Raw genomic sequence first — 16,982 nt, 5'->3', positions numbered from 1 at the left:
TGTCACGAATAAGTAGGAGGAAATCCATGGAATATATAAGAGTGACGAAAGAAAATATAGAAAAAGAGCATATCTGCTGTGCGATTTCAAGCAACAAGGATATACAGGTAATATCAAAGAAAAACTGGCTGAAAGAGCGATTTGATGATGGATTGGTATTTCTCAAGAGTGTAGAGCGTGGAAAATGCTTTATCGAGTATATTCCGGCAGAAAATGCATGGAATCCAATCATAGCAGAGGGTTATATGTACATTGACTGTTTGTGGGTGGCTGGTTCTTTCAAAGGCAATGGTTACTCGACTGATTTACTGAATGTCTGTATAGAAGACAGCAAAGCGAAGGGGAAAAAGGGAATCTGTATCCTGTCAGCCGCTAAGAAAAAGCCTTTTCTGGCAGATCCGAAGTTCCTGAAATATAAGGGCTTTACCGTCTGTGATGAAGCAGATAATGGTATTCAGCTCTGGTATCTGCCTTTTTCTTTGGATGCGGATAAGCCTGAATTTAAGGAGTGTGCGAAGCATCCACACATTGAGCAGACAGGCTATGTACTGTACTATACCAATCAATGTCCGTTTAATGCAAAGTATGTTCCGGTGCTTCTTGAAGTTGCCAGGGAAAGAGAGGTTCCGTTTAAGGCAACCAGACTGGAAACGAAAGAAGAAGCGCAGAATGCTCCGACACCGGTTACAACCTATGCATTATTTTATAATGGAGAATATGTCACGAATGAGCAGATGAATGATAAAAGATTTATAAAGCTTCTGGATGGGATGAAAAAATAAATGAGCAAATTCGAACTCTACTCTCCGTAGGTTGAGGATATTCATACGCTGAGATAGAATGGTGTCATGGAGGTAATGAACATGAATCAGTATGTAACAGGTGCAGTCATAAAGAGACTGCGTGAGGAAAAAAACATGACACAACAGCAACTGGCAGATAAGTTGTCAGTCAGTGCAAAGACAATTTCCAAATGGGAAACAGCTAAGGGATATCCGGATATCACACTATTAGAATCCATTGCCAATGCATTATCGGTGTCGGTGACAGAGCTTATTTCCGGCAATACAATAGTTAATTCCAATGTATCAGCCAATATGCTGCGTTCACATTTTTATGTGTGTCCGGTGTGTGGAAATATCGTTCACAGCATGGGAGAAACAGTAATTCAGTGTCATGGATTGCAGCTACAGCAGGAAGAAGCTGAGGAGACAGATGGTGAAGCTGTATCCACAGGGCAATGCAGAGGCGAGATTTAAAATGAATGGTGTGAAGAAAATCTATTTATACTGCAATCGGAGTGGTCTATTTTATCTGGATGTAGTGAAAGGGATTGATGACCGAAGGAAAACACAGATGCTGGCAACAGCAGCAGGAGAACAGATGAAAGCACGCTATTCCTATGAGGAGATGGATATGCTTTTGTGGAAGTATGGATTTGAACTGATAGAGCATTTGGATGCTGAGAAAATGACAGATAGATATTTTAAGAAATACAATGAGGCAAATTCAGGATATCAGATGAGGTCGCCTAATGGTATTGGGTATGTGTATGCGGTAAAAGGGTAAAAGCAAAAAAATGAACAATGGATGACAACTATTATTCTGAAATCTGGATTCCTGTAAAGAAAAAATGATAGGAGAAAAAGAGACATAGAGTTCTTTCATTATATCAATGAAACGCTGTGTCTCTTTTAGTGTGTATCTGTCTCTATTGATTATTTCTTGCAATTTTTCGATACTCGACAGGCAGTATCCCTGTGCTTTTCTTGAACAATTCTGCAAATCGGCTGGATGTAGTATATCCAATCATCTGAGCAATCTGTCCCATAGTGAAATCTGTATCAATTAGCAGGTGTTCTGCCTGACTCATACGGCGTCCCTGAATGTACTGAGTTACATTACACCCGAACTGTCGCTTAAAACAACTTTTGAATTTACTTTCACTCATACAGGCAATACCAGCCAGACGTTCAAGAGGAAGGTCGAATGCATAGTGATCTGCTATATAGCTTATCACATTTTGCAAACTTTCAGAATCTGCTGTTGACAATGGTCGTTCCTGTTTCTGTTCTTGTTTTTTCCAAGTATCTACAACTAAAGAAATTGCCTCTGTTACTTTTGCATCAAAGAATAAGGATGCTGCCATGCCATTACCACGGTAATTCTCTACTTCAAATAAAAGCTTCGACATGGCTGGAAAGTCTTTAGACTGATCAACACTCTCAAATGCGGCAGGCAGGTTAAAATAGTCATCCGGGTACTGCTTTTTTAGAAAGTCATCATAATAAGCCGGAAATATTTCAATTCCTACTGAATGGACAGGTATGCGCTTATGAATAAGAGCACGGTAGAGCTGTTTTCCGCCTACAATAGTCTGAATTTCATCGGCTGAGAGCCTTCGGTAAGGATTCAGCTCCTCACCGGAAATAGAATCATAGCGAAAAATGTTGATACACTCCGGAATCTCTGCATTCAGATAAAACTCTTCATGAAAATAAAAATCGTGGATTTTGATATCGTACAGGTTTTCTTTTCCGTAAACCCAATAGAAGCCACCGCCTACGGAGGGTTCAATTTTCCAACAACGTCCGGCAGGACTGAATCTCTCCGGACATGGAATCGGGATAAAATTGTTTTGTTCCAGAAGCGAACGATAATATTCTGATAAAATATCTTTTTTCATGATGCTCCTTGCAATGAACAGACAATTCTTTGCAACGATTAGCCTAAAAAAGATGGTAATTATTGAAAGAATTGAAGCTGCATGATAGCTTATTTGTTGGTTAGTTATTTCTAATCGAAGTATAGCAACTAACTATACAAAAGTCAAATTTATGTGAAAAGGAGATTTTATCATGCAAACAAACAAGAAAAAAGGTCTTACAGTAAAGGATCTTGTTACTATTGGTATTTTTTCAGCACTCTTTCTGGTATTCGCCCTTGTGGGAGGAATTTTTTTCGCACCCAATCCGGTTCTGACCTTTTATATGCCTGTGGGAAGTGCATTGCTGTGTGGACCTATCTATCTTCTGATGATGGCGAAGGTTAAAAAGCGTTTTACAGCAACGATTCTGGGAGTGATTATGTGTATCATCTGGTTCGTGACAGGTATGCATTGGGCTATGGCACTTGGGTATCTGGTCATGGGTATTGTTGCTGATCTGGTGGCAGGTGCAGGGCAGTATCAGAGTAAAAAGATTAATTCAATTTCATATATTTTGCTATCACTTGGAGGAACAAGTTCTTATCTGGTGTTCTTTGCAAATCCAGATGGTTGGGCAAGAACCATGCTTGGAAATGGGACAGAGCAGTCATATATAGACACTATGCGTGCGACAGGAAGTATATGGATTATGGTAATCATGCTTGTTGGAACAGTTATTTCTGCTGCGCTTAGCGCCTTCGTAGGCTGTAAGATGCTCAAAAAACAGTTTGAAAAAGCAGGTATCACGAAATGAGAAGGCTGAATTTTGATCCCCGCACCAAGTTGTTTCTGGTTCTGCTTTGTGTGTTTTGTGTCATGTTGGCACCTGATATATTTTTTCAGTTCGTTCTGGTGTGTCTTATTGGATTGCTGGCAGCGTTATGCGGAAAATGGAGACAGGCAATATATGGTATTTTGACCTATGCACTTATCTGTCTGTTTACAGCCTGGTGTATGAAAGCAGTAAGCGGAGTCTGGCAGACAATGTTTGTGGCATTTCTGGGTCTTGTACACAAGGTTTATGCCTGCGGAATGATGGCTGGACTTGTTATCAGTACCACGAAGGTAGGAGAATTTCTTTCTGCCATGGCACGCCTGCATTGTCCGAAGAAGCTGACCATTCCTATCGCAGTCATGCTGCGTTATCTGCCGGCTATCAGGGAGGATTGGCATTATATCAAGGATGCCATGAGGCTTAGAGATGTATCGCCGACATTGATTAGTTTTCTAAAAGCGCCTGCCATGACAGTAAATTGTATCTATGTACCGATGTTGACGGCTGCATCAAAGACGGCTGATGAACTCTCCATTGCTTCAGTGACAAGAGGGATAGAGAATCCAAAGCCCCGAACCTGCCTTGTGGAGATTAGAATGAGGGTGGCTGACTGGGCGGTAATGGTGCTGTTTGCAGTATTTCTCGCATCTGAGATTGTATGGAAGGTGGTGGGTATATGATTGAATTTCAGGATATATCGTTTTCCTATCCCGAAGGCACAGAAGGGGGACTGAAAAACATCAATCTGACGATTCCAGATGGACAGTGTGTGCTGTTTTGCGGACAAAGTGGTTGCGGAAAAACTACGCTGACCCGTCTCGTTAATGGGCTGATTCCACAGTTTTTTGATGGAGAACTGACAGGAAAAGTGTTATTCAATGGTGAGAATTTATTCAATGTTCCTATGTATCAAATTGCAGAAAAGGTTGGAAGTGTGTTTCAAAATCCGCGCACACAATTTTTCAATGTTGATACCGACAGCGAGATTGTATTTGGACTGGAGAATGAAGCCGTCCCACAGGAAGAACTAAAATCCAGCGTGATGGAAACAGCCAAATCCTTACATATAGAGTCATTGCTGGGACGGAATATCTTTGCTTTGTCAGGTGGTGAGAAGCAGAAAATTGCATTTGCATCGGTATATGCCATGAATCCAGAGGTGTATCTGCTGGATGAACCCTCAAGTAATCTGGATATGGCGACAATCAAAGAACTGCGAGAGCATTTGAAACTTATCAAAGCTCAGGGCAAAACAATAATTATAGCAGAACACCGTCTTTATTATCTGATGGATGTGGTAGACCGGATTATCTATCTGGAAAACGGAAAAATTGCAGGAGATTGGACACCGGAGCAGTTTTTTAAAGTAGATGTCACAAAGCGACAAAAAATGGGGCTTCGGGCGATTGAGCTGGCGAAGGAACTTCCAAACGAACGGAGTACAAAGTCTGCTTTATGTCGTTTGGAACTTAAGGAGGTTATGCTGTCATACCGCAAGCAGCCTGTTTTGCAGAATATATCTTATCGGGCGGCATCTGGGGATGTTATTGCAGTTGTTGGTCATAATGGAGCTGGGAAAACAACATTTTCACGTGCACTATGCGGATTGCACAAAGAGGCGTGTGGCGTATATTTATGGGATGGAAAGCCCCAAAAATCTAAAGAGCGTATGAGGTGCTCCTATATGGTTATGCAGGATGTCAATTACCAGCTTTTTGCTGAAAGCGTGGAGGCAGAGTGTACATTCGGTATTCGGAATCCTGATATGGAGACTGCAGATCAGACGCTTTACAAGTTAGGGCTTGTACCATTTCGGGAACGTCACCCGAATACGCTCTCAGGTGGGCAAAAGCAACGGCTGGCAGCAGCATGTTCTATGGTTTGTGGAAAAGACCTGCTGGTGTTTGACGAACCCACCAGCGGACTGGACTATGACAGTATGGTAAGGCTTGCCGAACTAATCAGGCAGCTATCTAAGATGGGAAAGATTATTTTTATAGTGACACATGATTACGAATTCTTCTGCCGAACCTGTACAAGGGTATTACATCTGGATCGTGGCAGAGTAATGGATGATTTTAGTATCTCAGAGGAATCCGTTCAGAGGATTCAGGAGATTTTTGATGTGAGGTGATAAACTTGAAAGAAACTAAAAGTACATTTGGCTGGATATTTACTTTTGCAGGACAGAAAAAATCCGGATACATTGGAAGTGTGTGTCTGGCTATGGCTGGGGCAGTATTTCAGATGTTTCCTTTCTTGGTGATGGCAAGGATTCTTGAAAAGCTGATGGATGGCAATCGTGAATTTACCGGGTATATGATGGATTGTGCAGTGATGGCGGTATTTTGGATGTTCAGAGTGCTGTTTCATTCTCTATCTACGATGCTGTCTCACAAGGTAACTTTTACAGTATTGACAAACATTCGTAAGCAGGGGCTTTCCAAACTCTCTCGTATGCCGCTTGGCGCTGTACAGGCAAAAGGCTCAGGGGAATTAAAGAACATTCTTGTGGAACGGGTAGACAGTATTGAACCAACACTGGCGCATGTGCTTCCGGAGATGAGCAGTAATGCCATGGTAGTACTGGCAACACTTTGCTATCTGTTTGTTCTTGACTGGCGTATGGCTCTGGCATCACTTATCACACTGCCGCTGGGAATGATTTTCTTTATGCTGATGATGGCAGGATATGAGAAAAATTATGCACGAACGGTAGCAGCAATCAATACGCTGAATGATACAGCAGTGGAGTATATCGGTGGAATTGAAGTTATCAAGGCATTTGGAAAAGCAAAAAGCAGTTATGAAAAATTTACGAAGGCTGCTAAAGAATGTGCCCAAAGCTACATAGACTGGATGAATAAGAGCAACTTTTATTTTACATTTGCCATGAATATTATGCCTGCGACACTTTTATCTGTGCTTCCGATTGGAGGAATGTTGTTGAAGGCAGGAACATTGGCACCGGAAAAATTTGTTCTAATCGTTATTCTGTCAATGGGGCTTGTAATTCCGATTATCGGCTGCATGAAATTTACAGATGATTTGGCAAAGGTAGGTACAATCATTGGGCAGGTGGTGGATATTTTAACTGCATCTGAACTTAGCCGCCCGGAAACAGACATGAAAGCGCCTGAGAGTCGTAACATAGAATTAAAGGATGTTCATTTTGGATACAGTGATGAGGAGATATTGCATGGAGTGAATTTGACATTCCAGGAAGGGACGGTGAATGCACTGGTTGGTCCGTCGGGCAGTGGTAAATCTACAATTGCTAAGTTGATTGCATCATTCTGGGATGTAGGTAATGGTTCTATAACTGTTGGGGGAACAGATATCCGAAACATTTCATCCGAACATTATAACAGCCTCATTGCATATGTATCTCAGGATAACTTTTTGTTTGATACTACTGTGCGGGAGAATATCCGCATGGGAAAACAGGATGCGACGGATACAGAGGTGGAACAGGCTGCAAAGGACTGTGGTTGTTATGATTTTATTATGGGACTTGAGGAAGGCTTTGAAACACAGGTCGGAGGCGGTGGCGGACATCTTTCCGGTGGCGAAAGACAGCGCATTTCCATTGCCCGCGCGATGCTCAAAGATGCTCCTATCGTTATTCTGGACGAGGCTACCGCATATACAGACCCAGAAAATGAGGCGGTGATTCAGGAGAGTGTGGCAAGGCTGGTACATGGAAAAACGCTGATTGTCATTGCTCACAGGCTATCTACTATTGTAGATGCAGATCAGATTATTGTAGTCAATAACGGATGTATTGAGGCAGTGGGGACACAGGACGAACTATTGAAAAGCTGCCTTCTGTATCAAAAGCTTTGGAATGCCCATATCGCATCCAGGGATACTGCAAAGGGAGGTAGTGAAAATGCTTGATATATTAAGAAAATTTTTCCGGTTTTGTGACGAACGGGAGCGGAAAGAGTTTTATATATCTATCGGACTTGGCGTTGCGGCAGCTATTTTTTCTGCGATGAAAATTCCTGCAATCGGAGTTATGCTGCAGGCAATTTTAAATGGTGCAGTTACGACAAAGGCAATCCTGCTGTCATTTGTAATTATGCTGGTATCTGTGGTTGGTTCCTCGCTACTTAAATATAAGGCAACAGCCCTGCAGACGGATGGAGGATATTCTACTACTGCAAACAAGAGAGTACAGATTGCTGAACATCTGCGCTATCTTCCTATGGGATATTTTAATAAAAACAGCCTTGGTGCGATTACATCTGTCACTACAAACACCATGGATAATCTCTCAGGAGTATCTACCCGTGTGGTGATGTTCGTTACAGAAGGAATCTTTTCCACGATGGTGATGACATTGGCTTTGTTTTTCTTTGACATAAGGGTAGGAATACTTATCATAGCAGGTCTGGCTCTTTATTTTGTTGTGAACAAGGCTATGCAGGCGAAATCCGAACAGACGACGCGAAGTAAGACCGAAAGCGATACTGCGGTCGTAGAGCGTGTTCTGGAATTTATTAAGGGTATCGCTGAAGTAAAATCCTATTCCCTCACAGGAAAGTATAACCGTCAGCTCGAAACAGCCATTGATGAAAATTCTGCCGCCAACATAGATATGGAATTAAAGCTTCAGCCACTTATGCTGGCTCAGAATGCGGTGGCAAAATTCATTGATGTAAGTGTAGTGGTCCTGTCTATCGGACTTTATACCTCAGGGCGCATGGAGCTTTTTGACTGTGTGATGATGTGCAGCTGTTCCTTTCTGCTTACCGAGGGGGTGGAACAGGCAGGAACCCAGTCAAGTCTGTTGCGAGTGGTGAATACATGTGTTGATCAGGCTGAAAGCATTTTAAAATTGCCAGCCATGGATATTACAGGTGAGGAGATTGCACCCACAAATTATGATATTCAGGCAAAGAATATTAGTTTTTCCTATGATAAGAAGCAGATTATAGGTGATATAACACTGGAAATACCACAAAAAACGGTTACAGCGGTTGTCGGTCCATCGGGTGGAGGTAAAACTACACTCTGCCATCTTCTTTCACGTTTCTGGGATGTGGATGCCGGGCAGGTCACATTGGGCGGTCATGATGTGCGGGAGTACAGTATGGACAGCCTGATGAAAAATTTCAGCTTTGTGTTCCAGAATGTATATCTGTTTCATGATACGATAGCCAATAATATCCGATTTGGAGAGCCTGATGCATCCATGGAAAAGGTTGTAGAGGCAGCTAAAAAGGCACGCTGCCATGATTTTATCATGAAGCTGCCACAGGGGTACGAAACTGTTATTGGAGAGGCAGGGGGTTCGCTCTCTGGTGGAGAACGCCAGCGACTTTCCATTGCCCGGGCGATGCTGAAAGATTCTCCTATTATTATTCTGGATGAAGCCACAGCCAATGTAGATCCAGAAAATGAGCAGGAGCTGATGGAAGCCATGCAGGAGATAACGCATGAAAAAACAGTAATTATGATTGCACACCGGCTGAAAACGGTTCGTCATGCTGACCAGATACTTGTGGTGGACAAGGGTCAGATTGTTCAGCGTGGAACACACGAGGAATTGATGGCACAGGAAGGCATCTATCGCCATTTTATTAGTAACAGAGAGCATGCTGTGGGGTGGAAATTGTGATTGGGTGTTATTTCGAGGTATAGAATAGGTTTATATTTTAGCACGAATTCAGAAGCATATGCGTAATTGAGTCTCTATAATAGGTCATTGTAAAGGAGAGATGCAATTATGGATATCAGACAATTAAAAGAAAATAAGTTGAAAACAATACTTCAGTTTTCAATCCCAAGCATTATTGCAATGCTGTTACAGACGGTAATAACGATTACAGATGGCTATTTTACGGGAAATTATGTGGGAGACAATGCACTGGCAGCAATCAATCTTGGATTGCCAATCCTATATGTTTATCTGGGAGCAGGACTTTGTGTAGATGTGGGTGGCTCTGTCATCAGTGGACGGCTCTTAGGAGCAAAAAAAAGAAGAAAAGCATCTGAGGTATTTTCACAGACTATGGTTACAGCAGTCGTAATCGGTGTTATCCTATCGTTAGCAGTATTTGTGCTGTTTTCACCGATACTTGGATTTTTAAGAGCAGATGGTGAATTATCAGGTTATTTTACAGACTATTACAGGATTATGCTGTTTATCTATCCTCTTATGGTGTTTGGAACAATACTTGGAATGTTTATCCGGGTGAATGGAAAACCACAGTTATGTATGCTGGTGAGTATCGCCGGATGTATATTGAATGATGAAAAGCAGGAGGTAAATTTAGATGAAAGTAATGGAAAAAGGCTGAAAAAAGGTGGAAAGCCGAGTCCTGATAATGATATTCAATTGATGGTTTATTCCATACGGGAATAAATCTTCATCAAATCTTTATTTTTTTCTGTTAGGTTATATTTCAGTAAGAAATGAAATATAGAAGGAAGGATAGTAAAGATGGAAATGATGTTGCAGACACAAAATCTATGTAAATATTTTAAAAAGCAGAAAGCAGTAAATAATGTTTCACTTAATATCGAAAAGGGAGAGATTTATGGACTGCTTGGACCGAATGGTGCGGGAAAATCTACCACATTGAAAATGTTGACTGGTATGATGAAACCAACTGCAGGAAAGATTTACTTTGATGGAAAACTTTTGGATAGGAAAGATTTATCAAAAATAGGAGCGTTAATTGAAAATCCGCCTATTTATGAAAATCTTTCCGCCAGAGAGAATTTGAAGGTAAGACAATTATTGCTTGGTACAGATGAAAACAGAATTGATGAGGTCTTGCAGATTGTATCACTTACAAACACCGGAAAGAAGAAATCAGGACAGTTTTCTTTGGGGATGAAGCAAAGACTAGGCATTGCAATGGCATTGCTTGGAGAACCGGAACTTTTGATATTGGATGAACCTACGAATGGATTAGATCCAATAGGCATCGAGGAATTACGAGAGCTGATCCGGGCTTTTCCGGAACAGGGAATCACTGTAATTCTCTCCAGTCATATTCTCTCAGAGGTACAGTTACTTGCAGATAAAGTCGGGATTATTTCAGGTGGAATCTTAGGATACGAAGGAGCATTAAAGCAGGGAGATAATCTTGAAGATTTGTTTATGAATGTGGTAAGAAAAAACCAGAAAGCAGGTGAAATCCATGGTTAATATTATAAAAGCAGAACATCAAAAAGCCAAAAGAACCATGCGAAAAAAGTTTATCTGGGGATTTCCTCTTCTTACATTTGTCATGGCATTTATATTTACTCTTGGGATGACAAATGCTTATGCAGAAAGTGTTTGGAACTGGTGGTATACACTTTTGCTGCCGGGGATGATTGCTCTATTTTGTTATCTTTCTGTGGCGCAGGAGAAAAAGATAAAATACTATCATTTAACGACTATTCCCACAGACAGAAGAAAATTGTTGCTGGGGAAAATTATTTATATTGGGTGCATGATTCTGTTTTCCAATGTGATTGTGTTTGCAGGAGCATCGCTTGGAGGTTTTCTTCTGACGACACATGTTCCGGTGGGAGGAGCGTTGATTGCAGTATTGTTTCTGACGGTTTCTGAGCTATGGGAGATTCCGGTAGCTTTATTTTTAAGTGAACGCTTTGGAATGATTGTAAACCTGATTGTCTGCTTGTTTATTACCGTCAGCGGTGTAGTGATATCACAAACCAGAATCTGGTATGTACTTGTTTCTGCAATCCCTATGCGAATGATGTGCCCGTTGCTTCATGTTTTACCAAATGGACTTGCCGCAGAAGCAGGGAATCCTCTTTTGGATACGGGAGTCATTGTTCCGGGAATGTGTCTCTCAATCATCTGGTTTGTTTTTGTAACGGTTCTGTTTTTGAAATGGTTTGAGAGAAGAGAGGTGAAATAAGATGATTGGAAGATCTCTTAATGCAGACTTGCGAAAGATGAAAGGAACATCTGTGATTCTGGCACACTTACTGATTCCGATTATAACCAGCGTTGTATTTTTAATGTACTACTCTTTTTCACTATGGGATGACAATATGAAAATAATCGCATTTTATCAGGCAATAGGAGCAGGACTTCCGGTACTTATTGGAATTTTTACAGCAAGTGTGATGGAGCAGGAACAAAATGCAGGTAACTTTCAGAATATGTTATCCTTATCGAAAAAAGGAGTGGCATTTATATCGAAGCTGCTGCTGTTACTGATGCTTTGCCTTGGCTCTGTCTTACTGACTACTTTGATATTTGGAACTGGATTTGGAATGATATCAGCAAGTGGTAGCTGGAGTAACAGCAATATGGAAATTGTAAAAATATGTGTTGTTGCAGCATTGCTGCTGTGGGGAAGCAGTGTTCCACTTTATCTGTGGCAGCTGATTCTGGCTTTTCAGTTTGGAAAAGGGGTATCCATTGGAGCAGGGATTATATCAGGACTAATTAGTGCATTGATGCTTACCGGACTTGGAGATTATGTGTGGAAATATGTATTTGTCTGCTGGACGGGTAGAGTACCATATACTTATCTGCAATCTGTATTGGGAGAAACTAGTGTAGGTGAATGGTTGTTATTTATACCAGGTTGCTTAATATTTACAGGGATTAGTATGGTATACTATTTTTGGTGGGTAAACCACTGGGAAGGAAACAAAATATCGGAGTAGAATCGAGGGGGAACTATGGCAAAAATACTGGCGGTTGATGATGAGCCGGCAATTCTGGAAATGATAGAAAACATTTTGGCTAAGGATGGACATCTGGTTACCAAAGTAAGTAATCCACTGAAACTTAATATGGAAGAATTACATCGTTATGACCTGATTTTACTTGACATTATGATGCCTGGAATTGATGGCTTCGAGTTATGCAAAAAAATCAGGACACTTGTGGATTGTCCGATTTTGTTTCTTACGGCAAAAACAGAGGAAAACAGTCTGGTGAATGGGCTTTCGTTGGGAGCAGATGATTATATTTCAAAGCCATTTGGAGTGATGGAACTTCGGGCAAGGATTCATGCACATCTCAGAAGAGAACACAGGGAACATTCTGTCCGGATGGTTTTGGGGAGAGTCTGCATTCAAATATCTCAAAAGAAACTGTTGATGGATGATAAGGAACTTTCTCTTACGAAAGCGGAGTACGAAATCTGTGAATTTCTGGCTAAAAACAGGGGACAGGTTTTCTCGAAGGAACAGATTTTAGAAAAGGTCTTTGGTTTTGACAGTGAGAGTAATGACAGTACCATTATTACACATATCAAAAATATAAGATCGAAATTTGCGGAGTATAATTATACACCGATAAAAACAGTCTGGGGGATTGGATATAAATGGGAAGAGTAAAGAGAAGCAATGCACTCAGCAGGATTTTTATGAGATATGTACTTGTCATGCTTGGATCATTAGTCGGTTTGGTGATTGTTGCTTATCTGCTACTTTACCTTTTGATCAGTGTGGGCTGCATTTATCCGGCGAATTATGCAGAGCAAAAGATTAATGAAGCATATGATACGATTTTGCATGCAGATAAAGTGACTGCTGAGATGATTCCTGCACTTTGTAATTATGTCATTTTTTCAGAGAAGGGAGAGGAAATAGGTGGAAATCTTCCAGAACAATACGAACAGATAGCATGGAATGTTGCAAAGTATGGAACCGCATCCGGGAAATATTTTTATAAAGTAATTTCAAGGGAAAATGAATATGTTGTTTTGCAATATCGCCTGACACCTCAGTATCATTCGGCTTTTTTGAGGGAGCATTTTATAGGACCTCAGAATGTGATGAGTATTATGGCTGTGATTGGAGCGATAGCGATTATCATCATTCCGTCCATATGTTTTGGAAAAAGAATCAAAAAGCAGATGCAGCCTGTGTTAGATGCCATCGATCAAATAAAGAATCAGAACCTGGAGTATGAGACATCTGGTTCCGGTATCAAAGAGTTTGATGATTGTTTATCGGCAATCGATGATATGCGAGATGCATTGCGGGAATCCTTAGAAAAGCAATGGAAAACAGAGCAGGAAAAGAACCAGCAGATGTCTGCTTTGGCGCATGATATTAAAACACCTCTTACGATTGTAAGGGGAAATGCAGAACTACTTTCAGAGACTGAACTGACCACGGAACAGAAAAATAATATTACCTATGTTTTAAACGGTACAACACAGATACAAAGTTATGTCCAGCAGTTGATAGATGTCACAAAATCATGGAATTGCAGTGATGTTACCTATACAACGGTGATGTTAGAAGATTTTTTTACAGATATAAAGGAGCAGGCACTTGGGCTGGCAGAAATCTATCACCAGAAAATAGATTGGAAGGCAAAGCAAAGTGATAAAAAGGTAATGATTGTCTATGATCAAATGTTTCGGGCAGTAATGAATGTGATTCAGAATGCAGTGGAGCATACAAAAGAAAATGGAATCATTTATATTGGTGCAAAGGAGCATGATGGTCGGCTGACATTCATTGTGGAGGATAGTGGATCAGGATTTACAAAAGAAGCATTATTGCATGGCACAGAGCAGTTTTTTATGGATGACACAAGTAGAAATGGAGAAGCCCATTATGGGATTGGGCTATTTTTTGCAAAAACTGTGGCTGAAAAATATGGCGGAGGGATTAAACTTTCAAATTCTGAAAATGCAGGTGGGGCGAAGGTAGAGATATTTTTCCTGAGTAGTCAGGAAACACGCTAAATAGAACGCAATTAAGCTATGTAAAAGAAATTTTACATGCTTTTATCTAATATGTAAAAGCCTTTTGATAGACATTACTACTACGTTTGCTGTAATCTCATAGAAGAAAGGGGGCATACAGAATTATGATAGCTGATAAAATTAAAAATGCTCGTACTATAAAAAACTTACACAGGAACAGGTTGCTGAAGATATCAATGTTTCCAGGCAGACTATTTCTAACTGGGAAAATGGGAAATCACTACCTGATATTGTAAGCATTATAAGAATGAGTGAATTATATGATTTAAGCCTGGACGAATTATTGAAAGGAGATGCGACATTGCTTAATAAAATTGAAAGAGACATGAAAGTAGCCAAAGCTGAAAATAACGTTATCAAATTTGCATGGATATCTATCGTAAGGAAGGCCACTGAAAAAGTCCTTTTTGCGTATAAATTAACACAAAATAAAGTACATCAATCAACTTTGAGACACTGTATATAGTATGAAAAAACAGTTTTTCAGTGGCGTCCTTCAGGTGGTGAGAAGAATTGCACATCTGAGCATATTTGCTCAAAAAAGTCCTTATAGTACCAAAGAAACACTTGTTCTCTATCCCCTGATATAGTATACTGAAAAAGAACAATTAGTTCGTAAATACATATCAGTCGATATAAGAAAAAGAGTGATAAATACAATAGAATCAGACCATAATTCCAATTCAGTATTTCTGCTATATTATCACCTTGGTTATAAAATACAGAAGAAAAGTACTGAATAACGAAATATCCGAAAGAGCAAAAGAGATCTTTGAGTATATCGCACCCGGATACGGGATCGTACTGGAAGAATGGAATCACGATACAGACCATGTTCATGTGATGTTCTGCGCACAGCCAAAGACGGAACGCCGTAAATTCATCAATGCCTGTAAAAGTGCCAACCACAGACTGCTGAAGCTCCTGTCTGCTCAGTGCAGGCGGGGCGCCGATTGAAACGATACGGCAGTATATAGAAAGCCAGGGTGAGAAAAATGAACCGCGCCATAAAAATAAGGATTTATCCAGATAAAGAGCAGAGAATTCAGATAGAGAAAACAATCGGCTGCAGCCGCTTTATCTATAACCAGATGCTTGCGGACAAGATCAGCTATTACCAGAAAGAAAAAAAGATGCTCAGGAACACACCGGCCGGATATAAGAAGGAATATCCCTGGCTGAAGGAGGTGGACTCCCTTGCCCTGGCGAATGCGCAGCTGCATCTGGAAAGTGCGTTCCGGAAGTTTTTCCGGGAACCATCCTGCGGATTTCCCCGCTATAAATCAAGAAAACATTCAGGAATTTCTTATACGACCAATGCAGTAAATGGGAATATCCTTTTGCAGGATACCCATTTGAAGCTTCCAAAGATGTCTGCCGTAAAAATAAAACTTCACCGCCAGATCCCGTCAGACTGGAAACTGAAATCGGTAACGATAAGCCGTGAGTCATCCGGGAAATATTATGCAAGTCTTTTGTTCTGCTGTGAGAGCCAAACAGTGGAAAAAAGACGGGCAGAGAGATTTCTCGGGATCGATTTTGCCATGCAGGGAATGTGTATATTTTCTACAGGAGAAAAAGCCGGGTACCCTATGTTTTACAGAAAAGCAGAGAAAAAACTTGCAAGGGAACAGAGAAAGCTTTCCCACTGTGAAAAAGGAAGCCGGAACTATCAGAAACAGAAGAAAAAGGTAGCTTTATTTCATGAAAAGATAAAGAACCAGAGAAAAGATTTCCAGCATAAGCTCAGCAGGGAGCTTGCTGAAAGATATGATGCAGTATGCGTGGAAGATCTGAATCTGCAAGGAATGTCCGGAGGGCTGCATCTTGGGAAAGGCGTGCAGGATAACGGGTATGGGCAGTTTCTGTCCATGCCGGGATACAAACTGGAAGAGCGCGGAAAACATCTTATAAAGGTAGACCGTTATTTTGCATCGAGCAAGATTTGCAGTGTATGTGGACATAAGAAAAAGGAACTGGCATTGTCGGACAGAATGTATGTCTGTGAATGTGGAAACAGGATGGATCGGGATGTGAATGCAGCAGTCAATATCCGAGAAGAAGGAAAAAGGATTTATAAAGAATGTGCCTGACGGCGCAAGAAAAAAATCCGTAACCGGATGAACATAAAAAACAAAACCGCGGGACACGTGGGGATAGCCTGTTTTAGCTTTGCCTTAAAAGGCAATCGAGCAGGAAGCCCCCACTTCAAAATCGTAAGATTTAAGTGGTGGGAGCATGTCACTTGAAAGGGACAAGCTGCGTCAGTATATTGAAAATCCATATCTTTATTCACGAGTACAGCATACGCAAACACTTCCACAGGAACAACGTGGGCTTACTATACCGGCGGAAATGAGTTCCTTGTTTCCAAAATCCAGTATTCTTTGGCAAAAAAAGGTAAATCGATATGTAACTTTTTTGCTGAGGGAAGAAGTGACAGCTGGTTTTCCCAATAATCTCTACGAACACTTATCACATATTCAGGAATCGTACCGTACCGGTGCAATCATCAGCCGCTTTTTGCTCTGTGCACAGGAAAACGGAAAAATATATGATTTTTATAAGACGTTTGTAGAAATTATATGAGGTACAATATTTGTAGTTACTGTGAAGGCACAGACCAACTGCGAATGAGTTTAAGAAGACCGAAATTCAGAGTATGATGGTGAGTTTCGGTCTTTGGATTATTTGTATGAATTTTTTCACTGCTTTGACGGTTCCCGTTTACCGCAATCATCACAAGTCTGCGGCCAGTTGATTTTCCATTCAAAATATTCATCTCTGG

The 16,982-nt window shown here is 40.8% G+C and carries 17 protein-coding genes and 2 pseudogenes; 17 read left to right on the top strand and 2 right to left on the bottom strand.

Going from position 1 to position 16,982, the window contains the following annotated elements; translation table 11 throughout:
* Positions 1-26 precede the first annotated feature (26 nt).
* The 3 genes from AC058W_RS09620 to AC058W_RS09610 all read left to right on the top strand — a co-directional run bounded on the left by AC058W_RS09620 (position 27) and on the right by AC058W_RS09610 (position 1,569).
* The gene (locus tag AC058W_RS09620; protein WP_117676370.1) at positions 27-782 is read left to right on the top strand and encodes an N-acetyltransferase; all 756 of its coding nucleotides are present in this window, start codon (positions 27-29) and stop codon (positions 780-782) included.
* Between the two features lie 81 nt (positions 783-863).
* Positions 864-1,259, top strand: coding sequence for a helix-turn-helix domain-containing protein (locus AC058W_RS09615; protein ID WP_242986795.1), 396 nt, complete (start codon positions 864-866; stop codon positions 1,257-1,259).
* Complete coding sequence (locus tag AC058W_RS09610) at positions 1,216-1,569, top strand: hypothetical protein (protein ID WP_479390011.1); 354 nt, start codon at positions 1,216-1,218, stop codon at positions 1,567-1,569. The genes AC058W_RS09615 and AC058W_RS09610 overlap by 44 nt, the downstream gene beginning before the upstream one ends.
* A 142-nt stretch (positions 1,570-1,711) precedes the next feature.
* On the opposite strand, the gene AC058W_RS09605 is transcribed toward AC058W_RS09610, so the two are convergent.
* On the bottom strand, positions 1,712-2,686 hold the full coding sequence (locus AC058W_RS09605) for a helix-turn-helix transcriptional regulator (RefSeq protein ID WP_117676369.1): 975 nt from the start codon (positions 2,684-2,686) through the stop codon (positions 1,712-1,714).
* Positions 2,687-2,858: 172 nt separating this feature from the next.
* Here AC058W_RS09605 and AC058W_RS09600 point away from each other — a divergent pair, with 172 nt between their 5' ends.
* From AC058W_RS09600 to AC058W_RS09535, 14 genes and pseudogenes are all read left to right on the top strand, one after another.
* Positions 2,859-3,461 carry an MptD family putative ECF transporter S component gene (locus AC058W_RS09600; RefSeq protein WP_117676368.1) on the top strand — a complete coding sequence of 201 codons (603 nt, stop codon included), beginning with the start codon at positions 2,859-2,861 and terminating at the stop codon, positions 3,459-3,461.
* The gene (locus AC058W_RS09595; protein ID WP_117676367.1) at positions 3,458-4,162 is read left to right on the top strand and encodes an energy-coupling factor transporter transmembrane component T family protein; all 705 of its coding nucleotides are present in this window, start codon (positions 3,458-3,460) and stop codon (positions 4,160-4,162) included. The genes AC058W_RS09600 and AC058W_RS09595 overlap by 4 nt, the downstream gene beginning before the upstream one ends.
* The gene (locus AC058W_RS09590; protein WP_117676366.1) at positions 4,159-5,616 is read left to right on the top strand and encodes an ABC transporter ATP-binding protein; all 1,458 of its coding nucleotides are present in this window, start codon (positions 4,159-4,161) and stop codon (positions 5,614-5,616) included. The genes AC058W_RS09595 and AC058W_RS09590 overlap by 4 nt, the downstream gene beginning before the upstream one ends.
* Positions 5,613-7,382: an ABC transporter ATP-binding protein gene (locus AC058W_RS09585; protein WP_479390010.1), complete on the top strand. Its 1,770-nt coding sequence runs from the start codon at positions 5,613-5,615 to the stop codon at positions 7,380-7,382. Before AC058W_RS09590 ends, AC058W_RS09585 begins: the two co-directional genes overlap by 4 nt.
* Complete coding sequence (locus AC058W_RS09580) at positions 7,375-9,108, top strand: ABC transporter ATP-binding protein (protein ID WP_117676365.1); 1,734 nt, start codon at positions 7,375-7,377, stop codon at positions 9,106-9,108. The genes AC058W_RS09585 and AC058W_RS09580 overlap by 8 nt, the downstream gene beginning before the upstream one ends.
* 108 nt (positions 9,109-9,216) lie before the next feature.
* Positions 9,217-9,855 carry an MATE family efflux transporter gene (locus tag AC058W_RS09575; RefSeq protein WP_118137979.1) on the top strand — a complete coding sequence of 213 codons (639 nt, stop codon included), beginning with the start codon at positions 9,217-9,219 and terminating at the stop codon, positions 9,853-9,855.
* Between the two features lie 78 nt (positions 9,856-9,933).
* Positions 9,934-10,647 carry a lantibiotic protection ABC transporter ATP-binding protein gene (locus tag AC058W_RS09570; RefSeq protein ID WP_117676363.1) on the top strand — a complete coding sequence of 238 codons (714 nt, stop codon included), beginning with the start codon at positions 9,934-9,936 and terminating at the stop codon, positions 10,645-10,647.
* A complete protein-coding gene (locus AC058W_RS09565; RefSeq protein WP_117676362.1) occupies positions 10,640-11,371 on the top strand; it encodes a lantibiotic immunity ABC transporter MutE/EpiE family permease subunit in 732 nt (243 codons plus the stop codon). The genes AC058W_RS09570 and AC058W_RS09565 overlap by 8 nt, the downstream gene beginning before the upstream one ends.
* 1 nt (position 11,372) lies before the next feature.
* On the top strand, positions 11,373-12,131 hold the full coding sequence (locus AC058W_RS09560) for a lantibiotic immunity ABC transporter MutG family permease subunit (protein ID WP_479390009.1): 759 nt from the start codon (positions 11,373-11,375) through the stop codon (positions 12,129-12,131).
* 15 nt (positions 12,132-12,146) lie between these two features.
* Positions 12,147-12,809: a response regulator transcription factor gene (locus AC058W_RS09555; RefSeq protein ID WP_118137983.1), complete on the top strand. Its 663-nt coding sequence runs from the start codon at positions 12,147-12,149 to the stop codon at positions 12,807-12,809.
* A complete protein-coding gene (locus tag AC058W_RS09550; RefSeq protein WP_118419848.1) occupies positions 12,797-14,173 on the top strand; it encodes a sensor histidine kinase in 1,377 nt (458 codons plus the stop codon). The genes AC058W_RS09555 and AC058W_RS09550 overlap by 13 nt, the downstream gene beginning before the upstream one ends.
* Positions 14,174-14,366: 193 nt before the next feature.
* Entirely contained in the window at positions 14,367-14,660 is a 294-nt protein-coding gene (locus AC058W_RS09545) for a helix-turn-helix transcriptional regulator (protein WP_330657013.1), read from the top strand.
* Between the two features lie 193 nt (positions 14,661-14,853).
* A pseudogene (gene tnpA / locus AC058W_RS09540) lies at positions 14,854-15,227 on the top strand (IS200/IS605 family transposase).
* Entirely contained in the window at positions 15,190-16,287 is a 1,098-nt protein-coding gene (locus AC058W_RS09535) for an RNA-guided endonuclease TnpB family protein (protein ID WP_117845575.1), read from the top strand. The pseudogene tnpA and the gene AC058W_RS09535 overlap by 38 nt, the downstream one beginning before the upstream one ends.
* A gap of 612 nt (positions 16,288-16,899) precedes the next feature.
* Here AC058W_RS09535 and AC058W_RS09530 read toward each other — a convergent pair.
* Positions 16,900-16,982 (bottom strand): annotated as a pseudogene (locus AC058W_RS09530) (helix-turn-helix domain-containing protein); the annotation flags it as partial.

Source organism: Blautia sp. CGZ-1-C1 (assembly GCF_056504575.1).
Note: the sequence above shows the minus strand (reverse complement) of the source record. Positions and strands in the feature narration are given on the sequence as shown.